Source organism: Mesorhizobium sp. C277A (genome assembly GCF_040324395.1).
Lineage (GTDB): Bacteria > Pseudomonadota > Alphaproteobacteria > Rhizobiales > Rhizobiaceae > Mesorhizobium.
Genome location: NZ_JAMYVW010000004.1, coordinates 1 through 16,194, shown reverse-complemented (window position 1 = coordinate 16,194; position 16,194 = coordinate 1). Strand labels below are relative to the sequence as shown.

Annotated in this window: 7 protein-coding genes and 6 pseudogenes; 9 read left to right on the top strand and 4 right to left on the bottom strand. The window is 63.1% G+C overall.

Annotated elements, in window-relative coordinates:
- The first annotated feature begins 71 nt into the window (after positions 1–71).
- The 3 genes and pseudogenes from NKK52_RS29675 (at position 72) to NKK52_RS29665 (ending at position 3,809) form a co-directional block, all read left to right on the top strand.
- Positions 72–1,930 (top strand): annotated as a pseudogene (locus NKK52_RS29675) (sensor histidine kinase).
- Complete coding sequence (locus NKK52_RS29670; RefSeq protein WP_023681918.1) at positions 1,927–3,276, top strand: sigma-54-dependent transcriptional regulator; 1,350 nt, start codon at positions 1,927–1,929, stop codon at positions 3,274–3,276. Before NKK52_RS29675 ends, NKK52_RS29670 begins: the two are co-directional and overlap by 4 nt.
- 185 nt (positions 3,277–3,461) lie before the next feature.
- Positions 3,462–3,809, top strand: a complete 348-nt coding sequence (locus NKK52_RS29665; RefSeq protein ID WP_032885862.1) for a hypothetical protein — start codon at positions 3,462–3,464, stop codon at positions 3,807–3,809.
- 17 nt (positions 3,810–3,826) lie between these two features.
- Here NKK52_RS29665 and ggt read toward each other — a convergent pair whose 3' ends face one another.
- The 4 genes and pseudogenes from ggt to NKK52_RS29640 all read right to left on the bottom strand — a co-directional run bounded on the left by ggt (position 3,827) and on the right by NKK52_RS29640 (position 9,168).
- Positions 3,827–5,566: a gamma-glutamyltransferase gene (gene ggt, locus NKK52_RS29660; protein WP_023681919.1), complete on the bottom strand. Its 1,740-nt coding sequence runs from the start codon at positions 5,564–5,566 to the stop codon at positions 3,827–3,829.
- Between the two features lie 136 nt (positions 5,567–5,702).
- Positions 5,703–6,992 (bottom strand): annotated as a pseudogene (gene rhaI, locus NKK52_RS29655) (L-rhamnose catabolism isomerase).
- Between the two features lie 105 nt (positions 6,993–7,097).
- A pseudogene (locus tag NKK52_RS32285) lies at positions 7,098–8,855 on the bottom strand (SDR family oxidoreductase).
- Positions 8,856–8,910: 55 nt separating this feature from the next.
- Positions 8,911–9,168 (bottom strand): hypothetical protein, encoded by a 258-nt coding sequence (locus tag NKK52_RS29640; protein WP_352630728.1) that lies wholly within the window; start codon positions 9,166–9,168, stop codon positions 8,911–8,913.
- Between the two features lie 211 nt (positions 9,169–9,379).
- Here NKK52_RS29640 and NKK52_RS29635 point away from each other — a divergent pair.
- From NKK52_RS29635 to NKK52_RS29610, 6 genes and pseudogenes are all read left to right on the top strand, one after another.
- Positions 9,380–10,182 (top strand): annotated as a pseudogene (locus NKK52_RS29635) (DeoR/GlpR family DNA-binding transcription regulator).
- A gap of 48 nt (positions 10,183–10,230) precedes the next feature.
- A pseudogene (gene rhaS / locus NKK52_RS29630) lies at positions 10,231–11,221 on the top strand (rhamnose ABC transporter substrate-binding protein).
- An 84-nt stretch (positions 11,222–11,305) separates the two neighbouring features.
- A pseudogene (locus NKK52_RS29625) lies at positions 11,306–12,843 on the top strand (sugar ABC transporter ATP-binding protein).
- On the top strand, positions 12,840–13,817 hold the full coding sequence (locus NKK52_RS29620) for an ABC transporter permease (RefSeq protein ID WP_023681925.1): 978 nt from the start codon (positions 12,840–12,842) through the stop codon (positions 13,815–13,817). Before NKK52_RS29625 ends, NKK52_RS29620 begins: the two are co-directional and overlap by 4 nt.
- Positions 13,818–13,839: 22 nt before the next feature.
- Entirely contained in the window at positions 13,840–14,808 is a 969-nt protein-coding gene (locus tag NKK52_RS29615) for an ABC transporter permease (protein WP_352630936.1), read from the top strand.
- Between the two features lie 40 nt (positions 14,809–14,848).
- The coding region (locus NKK52_RS29610) for an L-rhamnose mutarotase (protein ID WP_352630725.1) at positions 14,849–16,194 on the top strand (1,346 nt) is incomplete at its 3' end.

Genomic DNA, 16,194 nt, shown 5'->3' with positions numbered 1-16,194 from the left:
GCCGCTCAACGCAAGTGCGGACATCCGCATGACTGAATTGTGCTTTGTGCGAAATCATGCACAAATAGGGAATGCTGCAACGCCCTGTCGCGGTCCTGTCGCCGACGCCCGAGCAACTCGGCAAACGCGCGCGTCGCGCCTGGCTGCTGTTTGCGGCGATCGCGCTGGTGATCGTTGCCACGGCGCTCACCGGCGCCGGCCTCTACGCGCGCCGCGCCGAGGTCGCGGCACTGGCGGCGCAAGGCCGCACCGATGCCAATCTGAAGGTTGCGTTGCTGCGCGCCGTGCTGGAAAGCCCGCGGGCGCTGCCGCTGCTCTTGTCCGAGGACCAGCAGGTGCATGACGCCCTGCAGAACAAGGGCGCTGTCACGATCGACGTGCTCAACCGCAAGCTCGAAGGGCTGGTCTCCGGCACCAAGGCTTCGGTGCTTTACGTCACCGGCGTCGACGGGTTTGCGATCGCCTCCAGCAACTGGCGCGAAACAACCAGCTTCGTCGGCAACGACTATGGTTTCCGCGCCTATTTCTCCGGCGCCATGCAATCGGGAACGGCCGAATATTTTGCGCTGGGCAACATCAGCAAGCGCCCGGGCCTCTATATTTCGCGTCGCGTCGGCAATGCGGCGGCACCGCTCGGCGTCGTCGTCGTCAAGATGGAATTCGACCAGCTTGAAGCCGACTGGCATGAGGCCAACCGGCCGGCCTATGTCAGCGACGACCACGGCGTCGTGCTGATCACCAGCGTGCCGTCCTGGCGCTTCATGACCACCGCGCCGCTGACCGGCCCGGTGGCTGCCGCCATCCGGAGCAGCCAGCAATTCGGCAACGCGCCGCTGATCCCCTTGCCGATCACACGCCCCGAGGCATTGAGCCCTGACGTGTCGATGGTGCATGCGATAACACCGGGCGGCAGCGATGCCGAATATCTCAGGCTTTCGACACTGGTCCAATCGACGCCATGGCGGCTCGATTATCTCGTGCCGGTCGAAGCGCCGATCGCGGCTGCGGTGCGTGAGATGCGGCTGCTGGCGCTGGGCGTCGTGGTGCCGTTGCTGGCGCTGGCCGGCTACCTCCTGTGGCGCCGTCAGTCGGCGCAGATGCGCATCGCCGCCGAACAGGCAGCGCGCATAGAGCTCGAGCGCCGCGTCGTCGAGCGTACGCATGACCTCAGCCTGGCTCGCGACCGGCTGCAGGCCGAGATCACCGATCACCGCAGCACCGAAGCCAAGCTGCAGGTCATGCAGCAGGAATTGGTGCAGGCCAACCGTCTTGCTACCCTCGGCCAGGTTGCCGCCGGCGTCGCGCATGAGATCAACCAGCCGGTGGCGACCATCCGCGCCTATGCCGACAATGCGCGTGTGTTCCTGGAGCGCAAGCAGACCGCCTCGGCCGAGGAGAACCTTGGAGCGATTGCCGCGCTGACCGAGCGCATCGGCGGCATCACCGAAGAGTTGAAGGTCTTTGCCCGCAAGGGGCGCACGGCAGCCGAACCGGTCGAACTGCGCGGCGTCATCGAGGGCGCCGTGGTGCTGCTCAGAAGCCGCTTTGCCGGCCGGCTGGACGCGCTCGATATCACGCTGCCGCGGTAACGCTCAAGGTGATGGGCAACCGGCTGCGGCTCGAACAGGTGCTGATCAACCTGTTCCAGAATGCGCTGGAAGCGCTGGACGGGCGCGACGGCGCCAGGGTGCAGGTGTCGGCCCAGGAGACGGCCGACGGCGTGGCGCTTGCCGTCGCCGACAATGGGCCGGGCATTTCGCCTGCCATCCTCAAGTCATTGTTCACGCCGTTCAACACCTCGAAGGAAAAAGGCCTGGGGCTCGGCCTCGTCATCTCGCAGGACATCGTCGCCGATTATGGCGGGCGCATCGAGGTGGCGAGCGGCAGAGACGGCACGCGCTTCACCGTTCACCTCGCCAGGGCAGCATGATGGACACCGCACCGGTCGTATTGATCGACGACGACAGCGAATTGCTGAGGGCCACTCGGCAGACGCTGGAACTCGCTGGTTTTTCCGTCTCGGCCTTTGCGGTGGCGGCCGAGGCGCTGGCCGGGCTCGACGCCAATTTTCCCGGCGTGGTGGTGTCCGACATCCGCATGCCCGGCATTGACGGCCTGCAGCTCTTCGACCGCGTCTTGCAGCTCGATGCCGATATTCCGGTAATCCTGGTCACCGGGCATGGCGACATCGCGGTTGCGGTCAAGGCGATCAAGGATGGGGCCTACGACTTCATCACCAAGCCTTTCGCCGCCGACCGGCTGGCGCAAAGTGTGGCACGGGCGGCGGAAAAGCGCCGGCTGGTGATGGAGAACCGCGCCTTGCGCGAAAGCGCCGAACAGGCGCAGGACGGCCTGCCGCTGATCGGGCAGACGCCGGCGATGGAGCGATTGCGCCGGACGCTGCGGCAAATCGCCGATACCGATGTCGACGTTCTGGTGACCGGCGAGACCGGCTCCGGCAAGGAGGTGGTGGCGAGCCTGCTGCATCGCTGGAGCCGCCGCGCCAGGGGCAATTTCGTGGCGCTGAATTGCGGCACGCTGCCGGACACGGTGATCGAAAGCGAACTGTTCGGCCATGAGGCCGGCGCCTTCACCGGCGCACAGAAGAAGCGCATCGGCCGCATCGAGCATTCGAGCGGCGGCACGCTGTTTCTCGACGAGATCGAAAGCATGCCGGCCTCGACCCAGGTGCAGATGCTGCGGGTGCTGGAAATGCGCGAGGTGACGCCGCTCGGCACCAATGAAATCCGGCCGGTCGACCTGCGCGTCGTCGCCGCCGCCAAGGTCGATCTCGGCGATGCCAGCCGGCGCGGCGCCTTCCGCGAGGATCTCTACTACCGGCTCAATGTGGTGACGATCTCGATCCCGCCGCTGCGCGAACGCCGCGACGACGTCGCCCTGCTGTTCTTCTACTTCGCCGAGCGTGCAGCCGCCCGCTTCCGCCGGCAAATGCCAGCAGTGCCTGCCTCAGTGCACCGCCATCTGAGCCAGCACGACTGGCCGGGCAATGTGCGTGAACTCGCGCATTTCGCCGAGCGTTTCGTGCTGGGACTGGAGGAAGCGGCGCAAGCGCCACCTGCCGCATCGGCGGAGCCGGATGACGCCAGTTCATTGCCGGAACGGCTGGAACGCTATGAGGCCGATGTCATCCGCGAGGCACTTGGCCGCAATGACGGCGATGTCCGGCGCACGATCGAAGCGCTCGGCATTCCGCGCAAGACCTTCTACGACAAGCTGCAGCGGCACGGCATCGTGCGCAGCGATTTTTCCAGGTAATTCATTTTCCAGGTAATTCAGGCCTGTGGAACCGAAAGCAGGGTAGATATTGTGAACCGGCGCAAAAAAACCGTGGCAAGTCGGCATCAGAAAGTGTTGAAGACCGCATCGGCGGCCTTCGGCACGGCGCGATCCGGTTGCGCTCGGCAGATGTTGATGATTTGTTGCCGGTCAGCGGAGAATGAATGATGCGAGAACCTGTCGGTCAAGATGAATATGGATCGACCAACCCGTTCGATCCGGACGATCTGACGAATTTGAACGCGATCGGCCCGGCCATGGGCGGCGGCAACGACTTCGAGAAATACGCCGTTGCCGTGATCATCGTCTTCGGCGCGCTGATCATTGGCGGGCTGATGGCCGCTTCCATGACCTTTGGTCACCGGAACGGCTTCCTGTTTGCGCTTGGCGGCGCAACCGCGGCCTGGATATCGGGCAATGCGCTGCTCCTCGACCGTCCCCGCATCTACGCGGCGTTCGTTGTGATCGCGGCGCTGATGCTCGTCGGGTCGACGCTTACGCTCGTCCTCTGATCAATCTCTTGTTTTGATCAGTAGCCAATCGCCTCGCCGGATGCGGCGCGGCTGTCGATGGCGCCGTTGTAACGGGCGCCGCCGCCCTTCTCGATTTCCGCCAGGCTCTTGCCGCCGACAAGAATGCCGGCAGCCTGACCCCAGGTAGAATCCGCGAGATCGAGGTGGTAGCCCATGCCGGCCAGCAGTTTTTCCGTGTCGGGCGACAGGCCGAAGGGTTCGACATAGATCGTGTCGGGCAGCCATTGATGGTGGATGCGCGATGCGTCGATCGCCTCCTGGATGTTCATGCCGTGGTCGATGACGTTGACGATGGCTTCCAGCGTGATGGTGATGATGCGCGAGCCGCCGGGGCTGCCGATAACCATGAACGGCTTGCCGTCCTTGGCGACGATGGTCGGGCTCATCGATGACAGCGGCGTCTTCTTCGGCTGGATGGCATTGGCCTCTCCCTGCACGAGACCGTAGAGGTTGGGCACGCCAGGCTTCTGGGTGAAATCATCCATCTCGTTGTTGAGCAGGATGCCGGTGCCGTCCGCGACCACGCCGGCGCCGAACGAGCCGTTCAGCGTATAGGTGACCGCGACCGCATTGCCGTCATCGTCGATGATCGAATAGTGCGTCGTTTCCTTCGACTCGCCGAAGCCCTTCGGCATCAAATTTTGCGAGACGCCGGCGCGGAACGGGTCGATCTTGTCGCGGGTCTCCTTGGCGTAACCCTTGTCGAGCAGTTTCGAGACCGGATTGTCGACGAAATCGGGATCGCCGAGCGCCGAGTTGCGGTCCACATAGGCGTAACGCATCGCCTCGACCATGACATGCACCGTCTCGGCCGAGCCGGCGCCGAGATAGGACAGCGGGTAGCCCTCCAGCACGTTGAGGATTTCGCAGATGATAACGCCGCCGGAGCTTGGCGGCGGCGAGGACGTGATCTCATAGCCGCGATAGGTGCAGCTCACCGGTTGCAGCTCGCGTATCTTATATTGCTCGAAGTCTGCCTTGGCCAGAATGCCGCCCCTGGCGCCGCTCGCCTTGACGATGGCGTCGGCAATGGCGCCTTTGTAGAAGGCGTCGGCGCCTTTTTCGGAGATGGCGGCGAGCGAGGCTGCAAGATCGGGCTGGAGGAGACGCTCGCCGGCGCCATAGGGTTTGCCGTCCGGCTTCAGGAAGATGGCGGCGGCGGCAGGGTCCTTCGCCAGCCGTGCGACATTGCTTGCGAATGAAGCAGCGTCGCCCTGGTCGAGGATGAAGCCATCCTTGGCATAGGCAATTGCCGGCGCCATCAAATCCTGGCGTGGCAGCGTGCCATATTTTTCACGAGCCATCTCGAACCCTGCCACGGAGCCCGGTACGCCGACCGCGAGGTAGCCATCAAGGCTGGCGCCCTTCACCGGATTGCCGTCCTTGTCGAGATACATGGTCTTGGTTGCCGCCAGCGGCGCGCGCTCGCGGAAATCGAGGAAGGTCGATTTGCCGTCCTTGAAGCGGATGGTCATGAACCCGCCACCGCCGATATTGCCGGCATTGGGGTAGACGACGGCGAGCGCATAGCCGACGGCGACCGCCGCATCGACGGCATTGCCGCCCTTCTTCAGCACCTCGACGCCGGCTTCCGACGCCAGATGCTGGGCGGTGACGACCATGCCGTGCTCGCCCTTCGCCGGTTGAGGCGAGGCGGCATGGAGCGCGCCGGATGGCGCGAGCGCAATTGCGAGCGAAAGGGTGACGCCAATCAGCGTCCGGCGGGTCAAGGGCATGGCGGTGCTCCAAGTGCAGTGTGCCTAGAAGACCTACATGGAGCGGCCGAGTCCATCATCAATGTGAGCGAACATTGGTGTTCGCCTGCTGGCGGAGGCAAGCTGATCTCCCCCCTGTGGTGGAGATTAGCCAATCTCAAACAATCCCGCCTGAACCGGCCACAACCGCCGGCCGTTCCGCCGCGACCTTCGCCCGGTAGCCCGCCGCGCGATATGCGGCGACTGGATCGATGGCGCCGCCTGTGTTCAGCCGCGCCATGGCCAGGATCGGCTCGACATCGGTGCGGTAGGCAGCTTTCAGCGTCTGCGTCGCCATCAGCGCATCATTGCCGTCCTGAAAACCTTCGAGCGCCTTGCGGTCGACCAGCAGCGCCTGCGCATAGGCGCGCTGCACCTCGACTGCCGACAGCATCAGGCTTTCGATCGGGTCGGTGACGTTGTGGCTCTGGTCGAGCATGTGGGCGGGATCGAAACCCTCGGCGCCGGACAGCTCGGCATCGACCAGTTCGTTGAAGACCAGGAACAGCCGGTAGGGATCGATCGAGCCGGCATCGAGGTCGTCGTCGCCATATTTGGAATCGTTGAAGTGGAAGCCGCCGAGTTTCTTGAACTGGATCAGCCGCGACACGATCATCTCGATGTTGACGTTGGGCGCATGGTGGCCGAGGTCGACCAGGCAGTAGGCCTTGTCGCCCAGCTCCTTGGCGATCATGTAATTGGTGCCCCAGTCCTGCACGACCGTGGAGTAGAAAGCCGGCTCGTACATCTTGTGTTCGGTGAACAGTTTCCAGTCGGCGGGCAGTCCGGCATAGATCTCCTTCATGGCGTCGAGATAGCGCTCGAAGGCTTTGGCGAAATTGACCTGGCCGGGGAAATTCGAGCCGTCGCCGATCCACACTGTCAGCGCCCTGGACCCAGCGTCTTGCCGATCTCGATGCATTCGAGATTGTGCTCGACGGCCTGGCGGCGCGTGCCGGCATCGGCATGCGAAAGCGAGCCGAATTTGTAGGAGAGCGTCTGATCCCTGGCATCCGAAAAGGTGTTGGAGTTCATGGCGTCGAAGCCGAGGCCGAAGCGCGAGGCGGCCTGCTTCAGCCGGTTCGGATCGGCCTTGTCCACGGGATGTGCAACGAGACGGTCGGTGTCGCCTGCGTCAGTTGGCTGATGACTGCGCAGTCCTCGATCTTGTCGAAAATGTCGCGCGGCTCGCCGGCGCCGGGAAAGCGGGCAAAGCGTGTGCCGCCGGTGCCGACGCCCCAGGACGGAATGGCGACGGCGAATTTCTCGACCTTGCGCGGATGGCGTCGATGGCGATGCCGCGACGGTCGAGGCGTTCCCCGAGAGAGGCGTAGTCGCGCTCGAGGTCGGGTTTGCGCTGGGCGTTGTGGCTGGAGACGAGATCGGCGGCGATGATGGTTTCGGACAAGTGCTATTCCTCCCAATGCGTTCAGTCAGCGCTGCCCTCATGCGGCCCTTCGGCCACCTTCTCCCCTTATAGTGACGGGGAGAAGAGAAGCGCTCCGCCCTTAACTCAGCGCGTAAAGCTCTGCGCGTTGCCGGCGTCGACGTTGATGATGTTGCCGGTGGATTTGGCCGACATGTCGGACGCCAGGAAATAAATCGCTTCGGCAATGTCTTCCGGAAACACCGAGCGCTTCAGCATCGAGCGCGAGCGGTAGTGTTCTTCCAGATCGTCGGTCGACATCTTGTAGGCGGCGGCGCGCTGTTCCTTCCACTCGCCGGTCCAGATCTTCGAACCGCGCAGCACGGCGTCCGGATTCACGACATTGACCCGGATCTGGGCTTCCGCGCCTTCCAGCGCGAGGCAGCGGGCGAGATGGATTTCGGCGGCCTTGGCGGTGCAATAGGCGGCGGCGTTGGGTGACGCGGCAAGGCCGTTCTTGGAGGCGACGAAGACGACATTGCCGCCGATCTTCTGGGCGCGAAACAGCCGGAAGGCTTCGCGCGAGACCAGGAAATAGCCGGTCGACAATATGTCCATGTTCTTGTTCCACAGCGCCAGCGTTGTCTCCTCGATCGCGCCGAGGAGGCGAGGCCTGCGTTGGAGACGAGAATATCAATGCCGCCGAACTCGACGGCTGTCTGGGCGAAGCCGGAAATCACCTGCTCCTCCGCGGTGACGTTGATCAGCACCGGCCGACGAAGTCCTTGCCATAGGCTTCGCCAGTTCGTCGTTGGCGTTGGCAAGTGCGGTCTCGTCGATATCGGCCAGCACGACGCAGGCGCCTTCGCGCAGCAGCCGGCTGGCGGTGGCGCGGCCGATGCCGCCGGCGCCGCCGGTGACCAGCGCGATTTGGCCGGCGAGCGACTTCGGCTTCGGCATGCGCTGCAGCTTCAAATCCTCGAGCAGCCAGTATTCGATGTCGAAGGCCTCCTGCGCCGGCAGGCCGACATAGGACGAAACGGTCGAGGCGCCGCGCATGACATTGATGGGTTGACGTAGAATTCGCCAGAGATGCGGGCGGTGGCCTTGTCGCCGGCGAAGGTGAACATGCCGACGCCGGGCATCAGGTAGACCACGGCGTTGGGATCGCGGATCGGGGGCGAGTCCGGATGCTTGCAGCTGTCGTAATAGGCCTGGTAGCCGACACGGTACTCAGCGATATGTCGGCGAGGCGCGCAATTACGGCTTCGACGTCGGGCTTTCGCTGGGTCGAACTCGATAACCAGCGGGCGGATTTTTGTGCGCAGGAATGATCCGGGCATGAGGTACCGAGTGCCGCCAGCGGGCGCAAATCCCTGGAGTTGAACGAATTCGAGCACGGCGGCGGAATCGTCGAAATGGCCGAGCTTGTGGCTCTTCTCCGAAATCAGGCCGCGGATCCTCGGCATCAGTCTCGCCGCGATGGCGCGGCGCTCAGCGGCGTCTAGCGATTTGACGACTTCGCCGCCGAAGATGGCGAGACCCTCGGAGCGGCGCTCGAACCATTCGATCGCCTGGTTGATGACCGAAATGGTCGTTTCGTAGCACTCCTTGGGTGTGTCGCCCCAGGTGAACAAGCCGTGGCTTTCGAGGATGACGCCCTTGGCCTCGGGGTGTTCGACGCAGAATTTCTCAAGCCACAGGCCAAGTTCGAAGCCCGGCCGCTTCCATAGCAGCCAGCCGATGGCGTCGCCGAAGATTTCCTTGGTCAGCGCCTTGGAATCCTTGGCCGCGGCAATCGCGATAATGGCATCGGGATGCATGTGATCGACGAACGGCTTCGGCCCATAGGCGTGCAGCGGCGTGTCGATCGAGGCCGCGCGCGGGTTGAGATTGAAGGTGCAGTGGGGAAGATAGCCCACCATCTCGTCCTCATGCGCGACGCCACGATAGAGGCCTTTCAGCGCCTGCAGTTTGTCCATGTAGAGCGTGGCGAAACCGTCCAGCTTGATCGAGGCGCTGTCGCGCCCGAGCCCTTGACCCATAGCACTTCGACTTCGGCGCCGGAGAGCGGGTCCTTCTGCCGGATCTTGGACGAGGTGTTGCCGCCGCCATAATTGGTGACACGCTTGTCGGAGCCGAGCGTGTTGGAGCGATAGACCAGAAGCTCAGGCTCGCTCAGCCCCTTGGCTTTCGCCATCGTCCCAAAGGTTGGCAAGGCGCGAGCCGGAGCGCTTGTCGAGCATGATTATCCTCCCTGGGACGCAAAAGGCGCGGTCCATTTTGCCGGAAATGTCTACGCAAGCATCTCGGTTGTCAATCATAAACGATCAAGATCGATCATATTGCACTGCACAATGAAATTATATGAGCGAAAATGATTGACACTGGTGGTTTTCTAGTGCCTCATGACCATGCAGGGAGGAACCATGCACGAAAAAGAGCGCCACAGGATCATTCTGTCGCCGTCCAGGAAAAGCCTGTGGTGACGGTGCAGGAGATGGTCGACCTGACGGACTCCTCCGAGGCGACGATCCGGCGCGATATCGCGGCTCTTCATGTGCAAAAGCGCCTGCGCCGCGTGCGCGGCGGCGCCGAGGCGATCTCGCCACCGCAGTTCATCGGCCCGCCGGCCGGCCCTTTTCCGTCAACGAAACGCTAATGCTTCGCAGAAGCGCGCGATTGCGCGCGAAGCGGTGGAGCTGTGCAAGGGACGGCGAGCCGATCATCATCAATGGCGGCACCACCACCTTCCAGATGGTGCATTTCCTGACCGGACGCCGCATGCCGATCTTCACCAATTCGTTCCCCATCGCCGAGCACCTGCTCAAGCATTCGAAGAACACCGTCATGCTGTCGGGCGGCACCATCTACCGCGAGCAGAACATCATCCTCTCGCCCTTCGACAATGACGTGACGCGTAATTTCTACGCGCGCCGCATGTTCATGGGCGCTCAAGGGCTGGGGCCGCTTGGCCTGATGGAAGGCGACCCGCTGCTGATCCAGGCGGAGCAGAAACTGATCGACCAGGCCGACGAACTGGTGGTGCTGGTCGACTCATCGAAATTCCGCCAGCGCTCGAGCCTGATCCTGTGCGGGCTGAAGCGCATCGCCACCGTCATCACCGATGACGGGCATCGAGGATCGCGAAGCCAACATGCTGGAGGCCGCGGGTGTGACGATGATCGTCGCCCGCAAGTCGGCAAAGGAAGAATCCTCGCTGCAGGCCTGAGGCCAACCGCAGCGACGATGGAATGCAACGCTCAAGGGAGGAAATACGATGAGCTTTCTGAAGAAATTGGATGGTGACGGCCGCGTTCTCGGCCGCCATGTCGTGAATGCCGCCTATGCCGAGAACGTCAAGATCGCGCTGGTGGTGAAGTCGCTCGGCAACGGCTTCTTCGACGCCGCAACAAGGGCGCCGAAGAGGCGGCCAAGGAACTCGGCGATGTCGACATCATCTACACCGGCCCGACCAAGGCGACCGCCGAAGCGCAGATCGAAGTGGTCAATTCGCTGATCGCGCAGAAGGTCAACGCCATTGCGATTTCGGCCAATGACGCCGACGCGCTGGTGCCGGTGCTGAAGAAGGCGATGGAGCGCGGCATCACCGTCATCTCGTGGGATTCGGGCGTCGCCAAGGAAGGCCGCCAGCTGCCTCAACCCGTCCGACACCGGCCTGATCGCGAGACCATCATCAAGCTTGCCGCCGACTATCTGCCGGAAGGCGGCGAAGTCGCCATTCTGTCGGCTTCGTCCACCGCGACTAACCAGAACGCCTGGATCGACGCGGCCAAGAAAATCCTGCCGGATAAATTCCCCAAGATCAAACTCGTCGCCACCGTCTACGGCGATGACGATTCGGCCAAGAGCACCGACGAAGCCAAGGGCCTGCTGAAATCCTATCCGAACCTCAAGGCGATCATCGCGCCGACCACCGTCGGCGTCGTTGCGCTGCCCAGGTCGTCACCGACGCGAACCTGATCGGCAAGGTCAATGTCACCGGTCTCGCGCTGCCGTCGGAATTCAAGAAGTTCATCGACAACGGTTCCAGCCAGGCGGTTGCCCTCTGGAATCCGATCGACCTCGGCTACTCCGCCGTCTACCTCGCTCATGATCTGGCGGTGAAGAAGGAAGAGGCAAAGCCGGGCGCAACGCTGTCGATCGGCCGCGTCGGCAAGGTCACGCTCGATGACAGCAACTCGGCTGCGATGGCTCCGCCCTTCCAGTTCGACAAGTCCAACATCGAAAAGTTCTCCAAGATCTATTGATCTCGGACGTCTCGGACCAAGCGCGGCGGGACCAAAATCCCGCCGCGACTTTAAACGGACCTTGTTTCAGGGCTTGATACGGATATGGACACGACAGCCCAGCACGGCATTGCGAAGGAGGAGCCCACGGGTCCTGCCCGCGCCTGACGCTGTCCGGCGTCTCCAAAAGCTTTCCCGGCGTGCGCGCTGCACAATGTCAGCCTGTCGCTTTACCCCGGCCAGGTTACGGCGCTGATCGGTGAAAACGGCGCCGGCAAGTCGACGCTGGTCAAGATCATGACCGGCATCTACCAGCCGGACGCCGGCACGATCAGCATTGACGGCCAGGCCGTCACCCTGCCCAGCGCGCATGCCGCCTTCGGCCACGGCGTCACTGCCATTCATCAGGAAACCGTGCTGTTCGACGATCTGAGCGTCGCCGAAAACATTTTTCTCGGCCATGCGCCGCGCACGCGGCTAGGCACCATCGACTGGCGCACCATGCGAAAACACGCGCGCGAAGTGCTCGACACCATGCATGCCGGCCATATCGACGCCGATGCGCGGCTGAAAGACCTCGGCATCGCCAACAAGCATCTGGTAGCGGTTGCTCGCGCGATGTCGATCGATGCGCAGATCGTCATCATGGATGAGCCGACCGCAGCCCTTTCGATGAAGGAGATCGAGGAGCTTTTCCTGCTGATCGAATTCCTCAAGGAGGAAGGCAAGGCGATCCTGTTCATCAGCCACAAGTTCGACGAGATCTATCGGATCGCCGATCGCTACACCGTGTTCCGCGACGGCGAGATGGTTGGCGAGGGCCTTATCAAGGATACCGGCCAGAGCCAGATCGTGCGCATGATGGTCGGCCGCTCGGTCGATCACATCTTTCCGCAACGCAAGGCCGAGATCGGCGCGCCTGTGCTGTCGGTCGCTGGCCTTTCGCACCCGACCGAATTCAACGACATCGGCTTCGAACTGCACAAGGGCGAGATCCTCGGTTTCTACGGCCTTGTCGGCGCCGGGCGGTCAGAGGTGATGCAGGCGATATCGGGCATCACCCGCATATCGGGTGGAACGATCACGCTGGAAGGCAAGACGATCACGCCGAAATCGGCGGCGGATTCCATCGAAGCCGGCATCGTCTACGTGCCGGAGGAACGCGGCAAGCAGGGCGTGGTGATCGGCCTGCCGATCTTCCAAAACGTCTCGCTTCCCTCGCTCAAGCGCACCTCCAAATCCGGCTGCTGCGATTGTCGGACGAATTCGCGCTCGCCCGCTCCTACACCGAGCGGCTAGACCTGCGCGCCTCGTCGCTGAGCCAGGATGTCGGCACGCTGTCGGGCGGCAACCAGCAGAAGATCGTCATCGCCAAATGGCTGGCGACAGCGCCCAAGGTGATCATCCTGGACGAGCCGACCAAGGGCATCGACATCGGCTCCAAGGCCGCCGTGCACGGCTTCATGGCGGAGCTCGTCGCGCAGGGCCTGTCGGTGATCATGGTGTCGTCGGAACTGCCGGAGATTCTGGGCATGTCCGACCGCGTCGTCGTCATGCGCGAAGGGCTGGTTGCGGCGGTCTACGATAGTAAGGGGCTGGACGCCGAAACGCTGGTCCGGACGGCAGCGGGGATCGCGGCATGAAGGCTCTCCTGAAATTCCGCGAGATCTGGCTGGCAGCGGCGATCGTCGTTTTGATTGCTCTGATCTCGACGCGCTTCCCGGCCTTTGCCGACCCCGGCAATCTCGCCCAGGTGTTCAACGACACCTCGATCCTGATGATCCTGGCGCTGGGACAGATGGTCGTCATCCTGACCCGCTCGATCGACCTGTCGATGGCCTCCAACCTGTGCTTCACCGGCATGGTGGTGGCGATGCTGAACGCCGCACATCCGGCGATCCCGATCCCGCTGCTGATCGTCATTGCGCTGGCCGTCGGACTGGTGCTCGGCGCCATCAACGGCCTGCTGGTGTGGCGGCTGAACATCCCTTCGATCGTGGTGACATTGGGCACGCTCACCATCTATCGCGGCGCCACCTTCGTCCTCTCCGGCGGCGCCTGGGTCAATGCCGACAAGATGAGCCCGGACTTCATCGGCTTCCAGCGCGCAGCTTTCCTGGGCATTCCGGTTCTGTCCTGGATCGCCATACTGGTCATCGCGCTGTTCTTCGTGGTGATGACGCGAACCGCGCTTGGCCGTTCGATCTATGCCATCGGCGTCAACCCGACGGCGTCGGTCTATGCCGGCATCGATGTCGGCCGAACCAAATTCATCGTCTTCTGCATTTCCGGCATGATCGGCGGGCTCGCCGGTTATCTCTGGATTTCTCGTTATGTCATCGCCTCGGTCGAGGTCGCCAATGGCTATGAACTCAATATCATCGCCGCCTGCGTCATCGGCGGCATTTCGATTGCCGGCGGCATCGGCTCGGTCGGGGGCGCGGTGTTAGGGGCGCTGTTCCTCGGCATCATCTCCAACGCACTGCCGGTGATCAACATCTCGCCCTTCTGGCAGATGGCGATTTCAGGCAGCGCCATCATCCTGGCCGTCGTGCTCAACGCGCGCGGCGAACGCCAGCAGGGGCGGATCATTCTGAGGAAGGCGGAGGCGGCATGACCGACACCCCCGCCCGCGCCACATTCCCGACCGGCTCGACAAGCCGCTCTCTTCAGCGATCTTTTCCTGGGAAGCGCTGCTGGTCTTCGTGGCGGTCGCCATCTTCGCCATCAACAGCTTCGCATCGCCCTATTTCCTCGATGCCTATTCGCTGTCGGACCTGACCTTCAATTTCACCGAGAAAGGCCTGATCGCCTTCGCCATGGCGCTGCTGATCATTTCGGGCGAGATCGACCTGTCGGTCGCCGCCATCATCGCGCTCGCCTCGACCATGATGGGCATGGCGGTACAGGCCGGCGCCGACACGCCGGTGCTGGTGGCTATCGGCATCGTCGTCGGGCTCGGTTGCGGCGCCTTCAACGGCCTGTTGGTGACGAGGCTCGGCCTGCCGTCCATCGTCGTTACCATCGGCACGATGAGCCTGTTTCGCGGCATTGCCTTCATCATCCTCGGTGACCAGGCCTACAAAGGCTATCCCGAGAGCTTCGCCTTCTTCGGCCAGGGTTACGTCTGGTGGGTGGTGTCGTTCGAACTGGTGCTCTTCCTCATCGCGGCCGTCGCCTACTGGTTCCTGCTGCATCGCACCAGCTTCGGCCGCCGTGTCTTTGCCATCGGCAACAATCCGGTCGCGGCACAGTTTTCCGGCGTTCGCGTCGGCCGCATCAAATTCATCCTGTTTTGCCTGACAGGGCTGATGGCCGGCATCGCCTCGGTGCTGATCACCTCGCGGCTCGGCTCGACGCGACCGTCCATCGCGCAGGGTTACGAGCTTGAGGTCATCACGATGGTGGTGCTGGGCGGCGTCAGCATTCTGGGTGGCTCCGGCAGCATTGTTGGCGTCGTGCTCGCCGCCTTTATCATGGGGCTGGTGACCTTCGGCCTCGGCCTGCTGAACGTGCCCGGCATCGTCATGTCGATCTTCATCGGCCTGCTCTTGATCGTCGTCATCGCGCTGCCGATCGTCTGGCGACAGCTGCGTGGTAACAGCTGATGCCTGAGAAATACGCCTTCAAGATGCAGCTCAAACCCGCATGAAAGCCGAGTACAAAAAGCGCCACGATGAGATCTGGCCGTCGCTGGTGGCGCTGCTGAGAGAGGCCGGCGTCGCCGATTATTCGATCCATCTCGATGAAGACACCAACATCCTGTTCGGCGTGCTGTGGCGGCGCGACGACCATGGCATGGCCGACCTGCCGAAGCACCCGGTGATGCAGCGCTGGTGGCGCACATGGCCGACATCATGGAGACCAGGCCGGAAACCAACCGGTGGCCATCCCCCTGGAAACAATGTTCCATATGGCATGAGTGCGCTGCGCCACATCGCCGTCATCGACATCGGCAAGACCAACGCCAAGGTGGCGCTGGTCGATCTCGTCACGCTGAGCGAAGTGGGGTTGCGCCGCATGGCGAACGCGCCGCTGCGGCAAGCGCCCTACCCGCATCACGATGTCGAGTCGCTGTGGAGGTTCATCCTCAACAGCCTTGCCAGCCTCAACCGCGAACAGCGTATCGAAGCGATTTCGATCACCACGCATGGTGCGACCGGCGTGCTGGTCGACGCAGCGGGCGAACTGGTGCTGCCTGTCCTCGACTATGAGTTCGACGGCCCCGACAGGCTGGCTACAGAGTATAGTGCGATCCGTCCGCCCTTCATTGAGACTGGGACGCCGCGCCTGCCGCTCGGCCTCAATCTCGGTGCGCAATTCTTCTGGCTTGAGAAGCGTTTTCCCACCGAATTCGCCAGGGCCGCCGCGATGCTGATGTATCCGCAATACTGGGCGCTGCGCCTGACCGGCGTTGCCGCCAACGAGGTGACCTCGCTCGGCTGCCACACCGATCTGTGGAGCCCTTGGGAGGCGGACTTTTCCTCGATGGTCGACAGGCTGGATTGGCGCAGGCTGATGGCGCCGGTGCGGCCGGCCAGGGACCAGCTCGGCCCGATCCTGCCGGCGCTTGCCGCGCGCACCGGGCTCGATCCGCAGACCCCGGTTTTCTGCGGACTGCACGATTCCAACGCCTCCCTATTGCCGCATCTTCTGTCCGACGAGCCGCCCTTCTCGGTCGTCTCGACCGGCACCTGGGTGGTATCGATGGCGGTCGGCGGCAGAGAGATTGCGCTCGATGCTGCGCGCGACACGCTGGTCAATGTCAGCGCGCTGGGCGACCCCGTGCCCTCGGCGCGTTTCATGGGTGGCCGTGAGTTTTCCCAGCTGACCAAGGACAAGCCGCAGGACTGCAGCGGCAGCGAGGTGCTGGCCGTTCTGACAAAAAAGATGCTGCTTTTGCCTTCTACCCAGCAGGGATCAGGACCGTTCCCGCACCATGCCGCGGCATGGCTTGGTGCCGAGGGCATCAGCAAAGGCGAGCGGTTCGCCGC

Bases quoted from the DNA above. Each gene is read 5' to 3' on its own strand.
- NKK52_RS29665 (WP_032885862.1), top strand. From the start codon at position 3,462: ATGATGCGAGAACCTGTCGGTCAAGATGAATATGGATCGACCAACCCG.
- NKK52_RS29670 (WP_023681918.1), top strand. From the start codon at position 1,927: ATGATGGACACCGCACCGGTCGTATTGATCGACGACGACAGCGAATTG.
- NKK52_RS29620 (WP_023681925.1), top strand. From the start codon at position 12,840: ATGAAGGCTCTCCTGAAATTCCGCGAGATCTGGCTGGCAGCGGCGATC.
- ggt (WP_023681919.1), bottom strand. From the start codon at position 5,566: ATGCCCTTGACCCGCCGGACGCTGATTGGCGTCACCCTTTCGCTCGCA.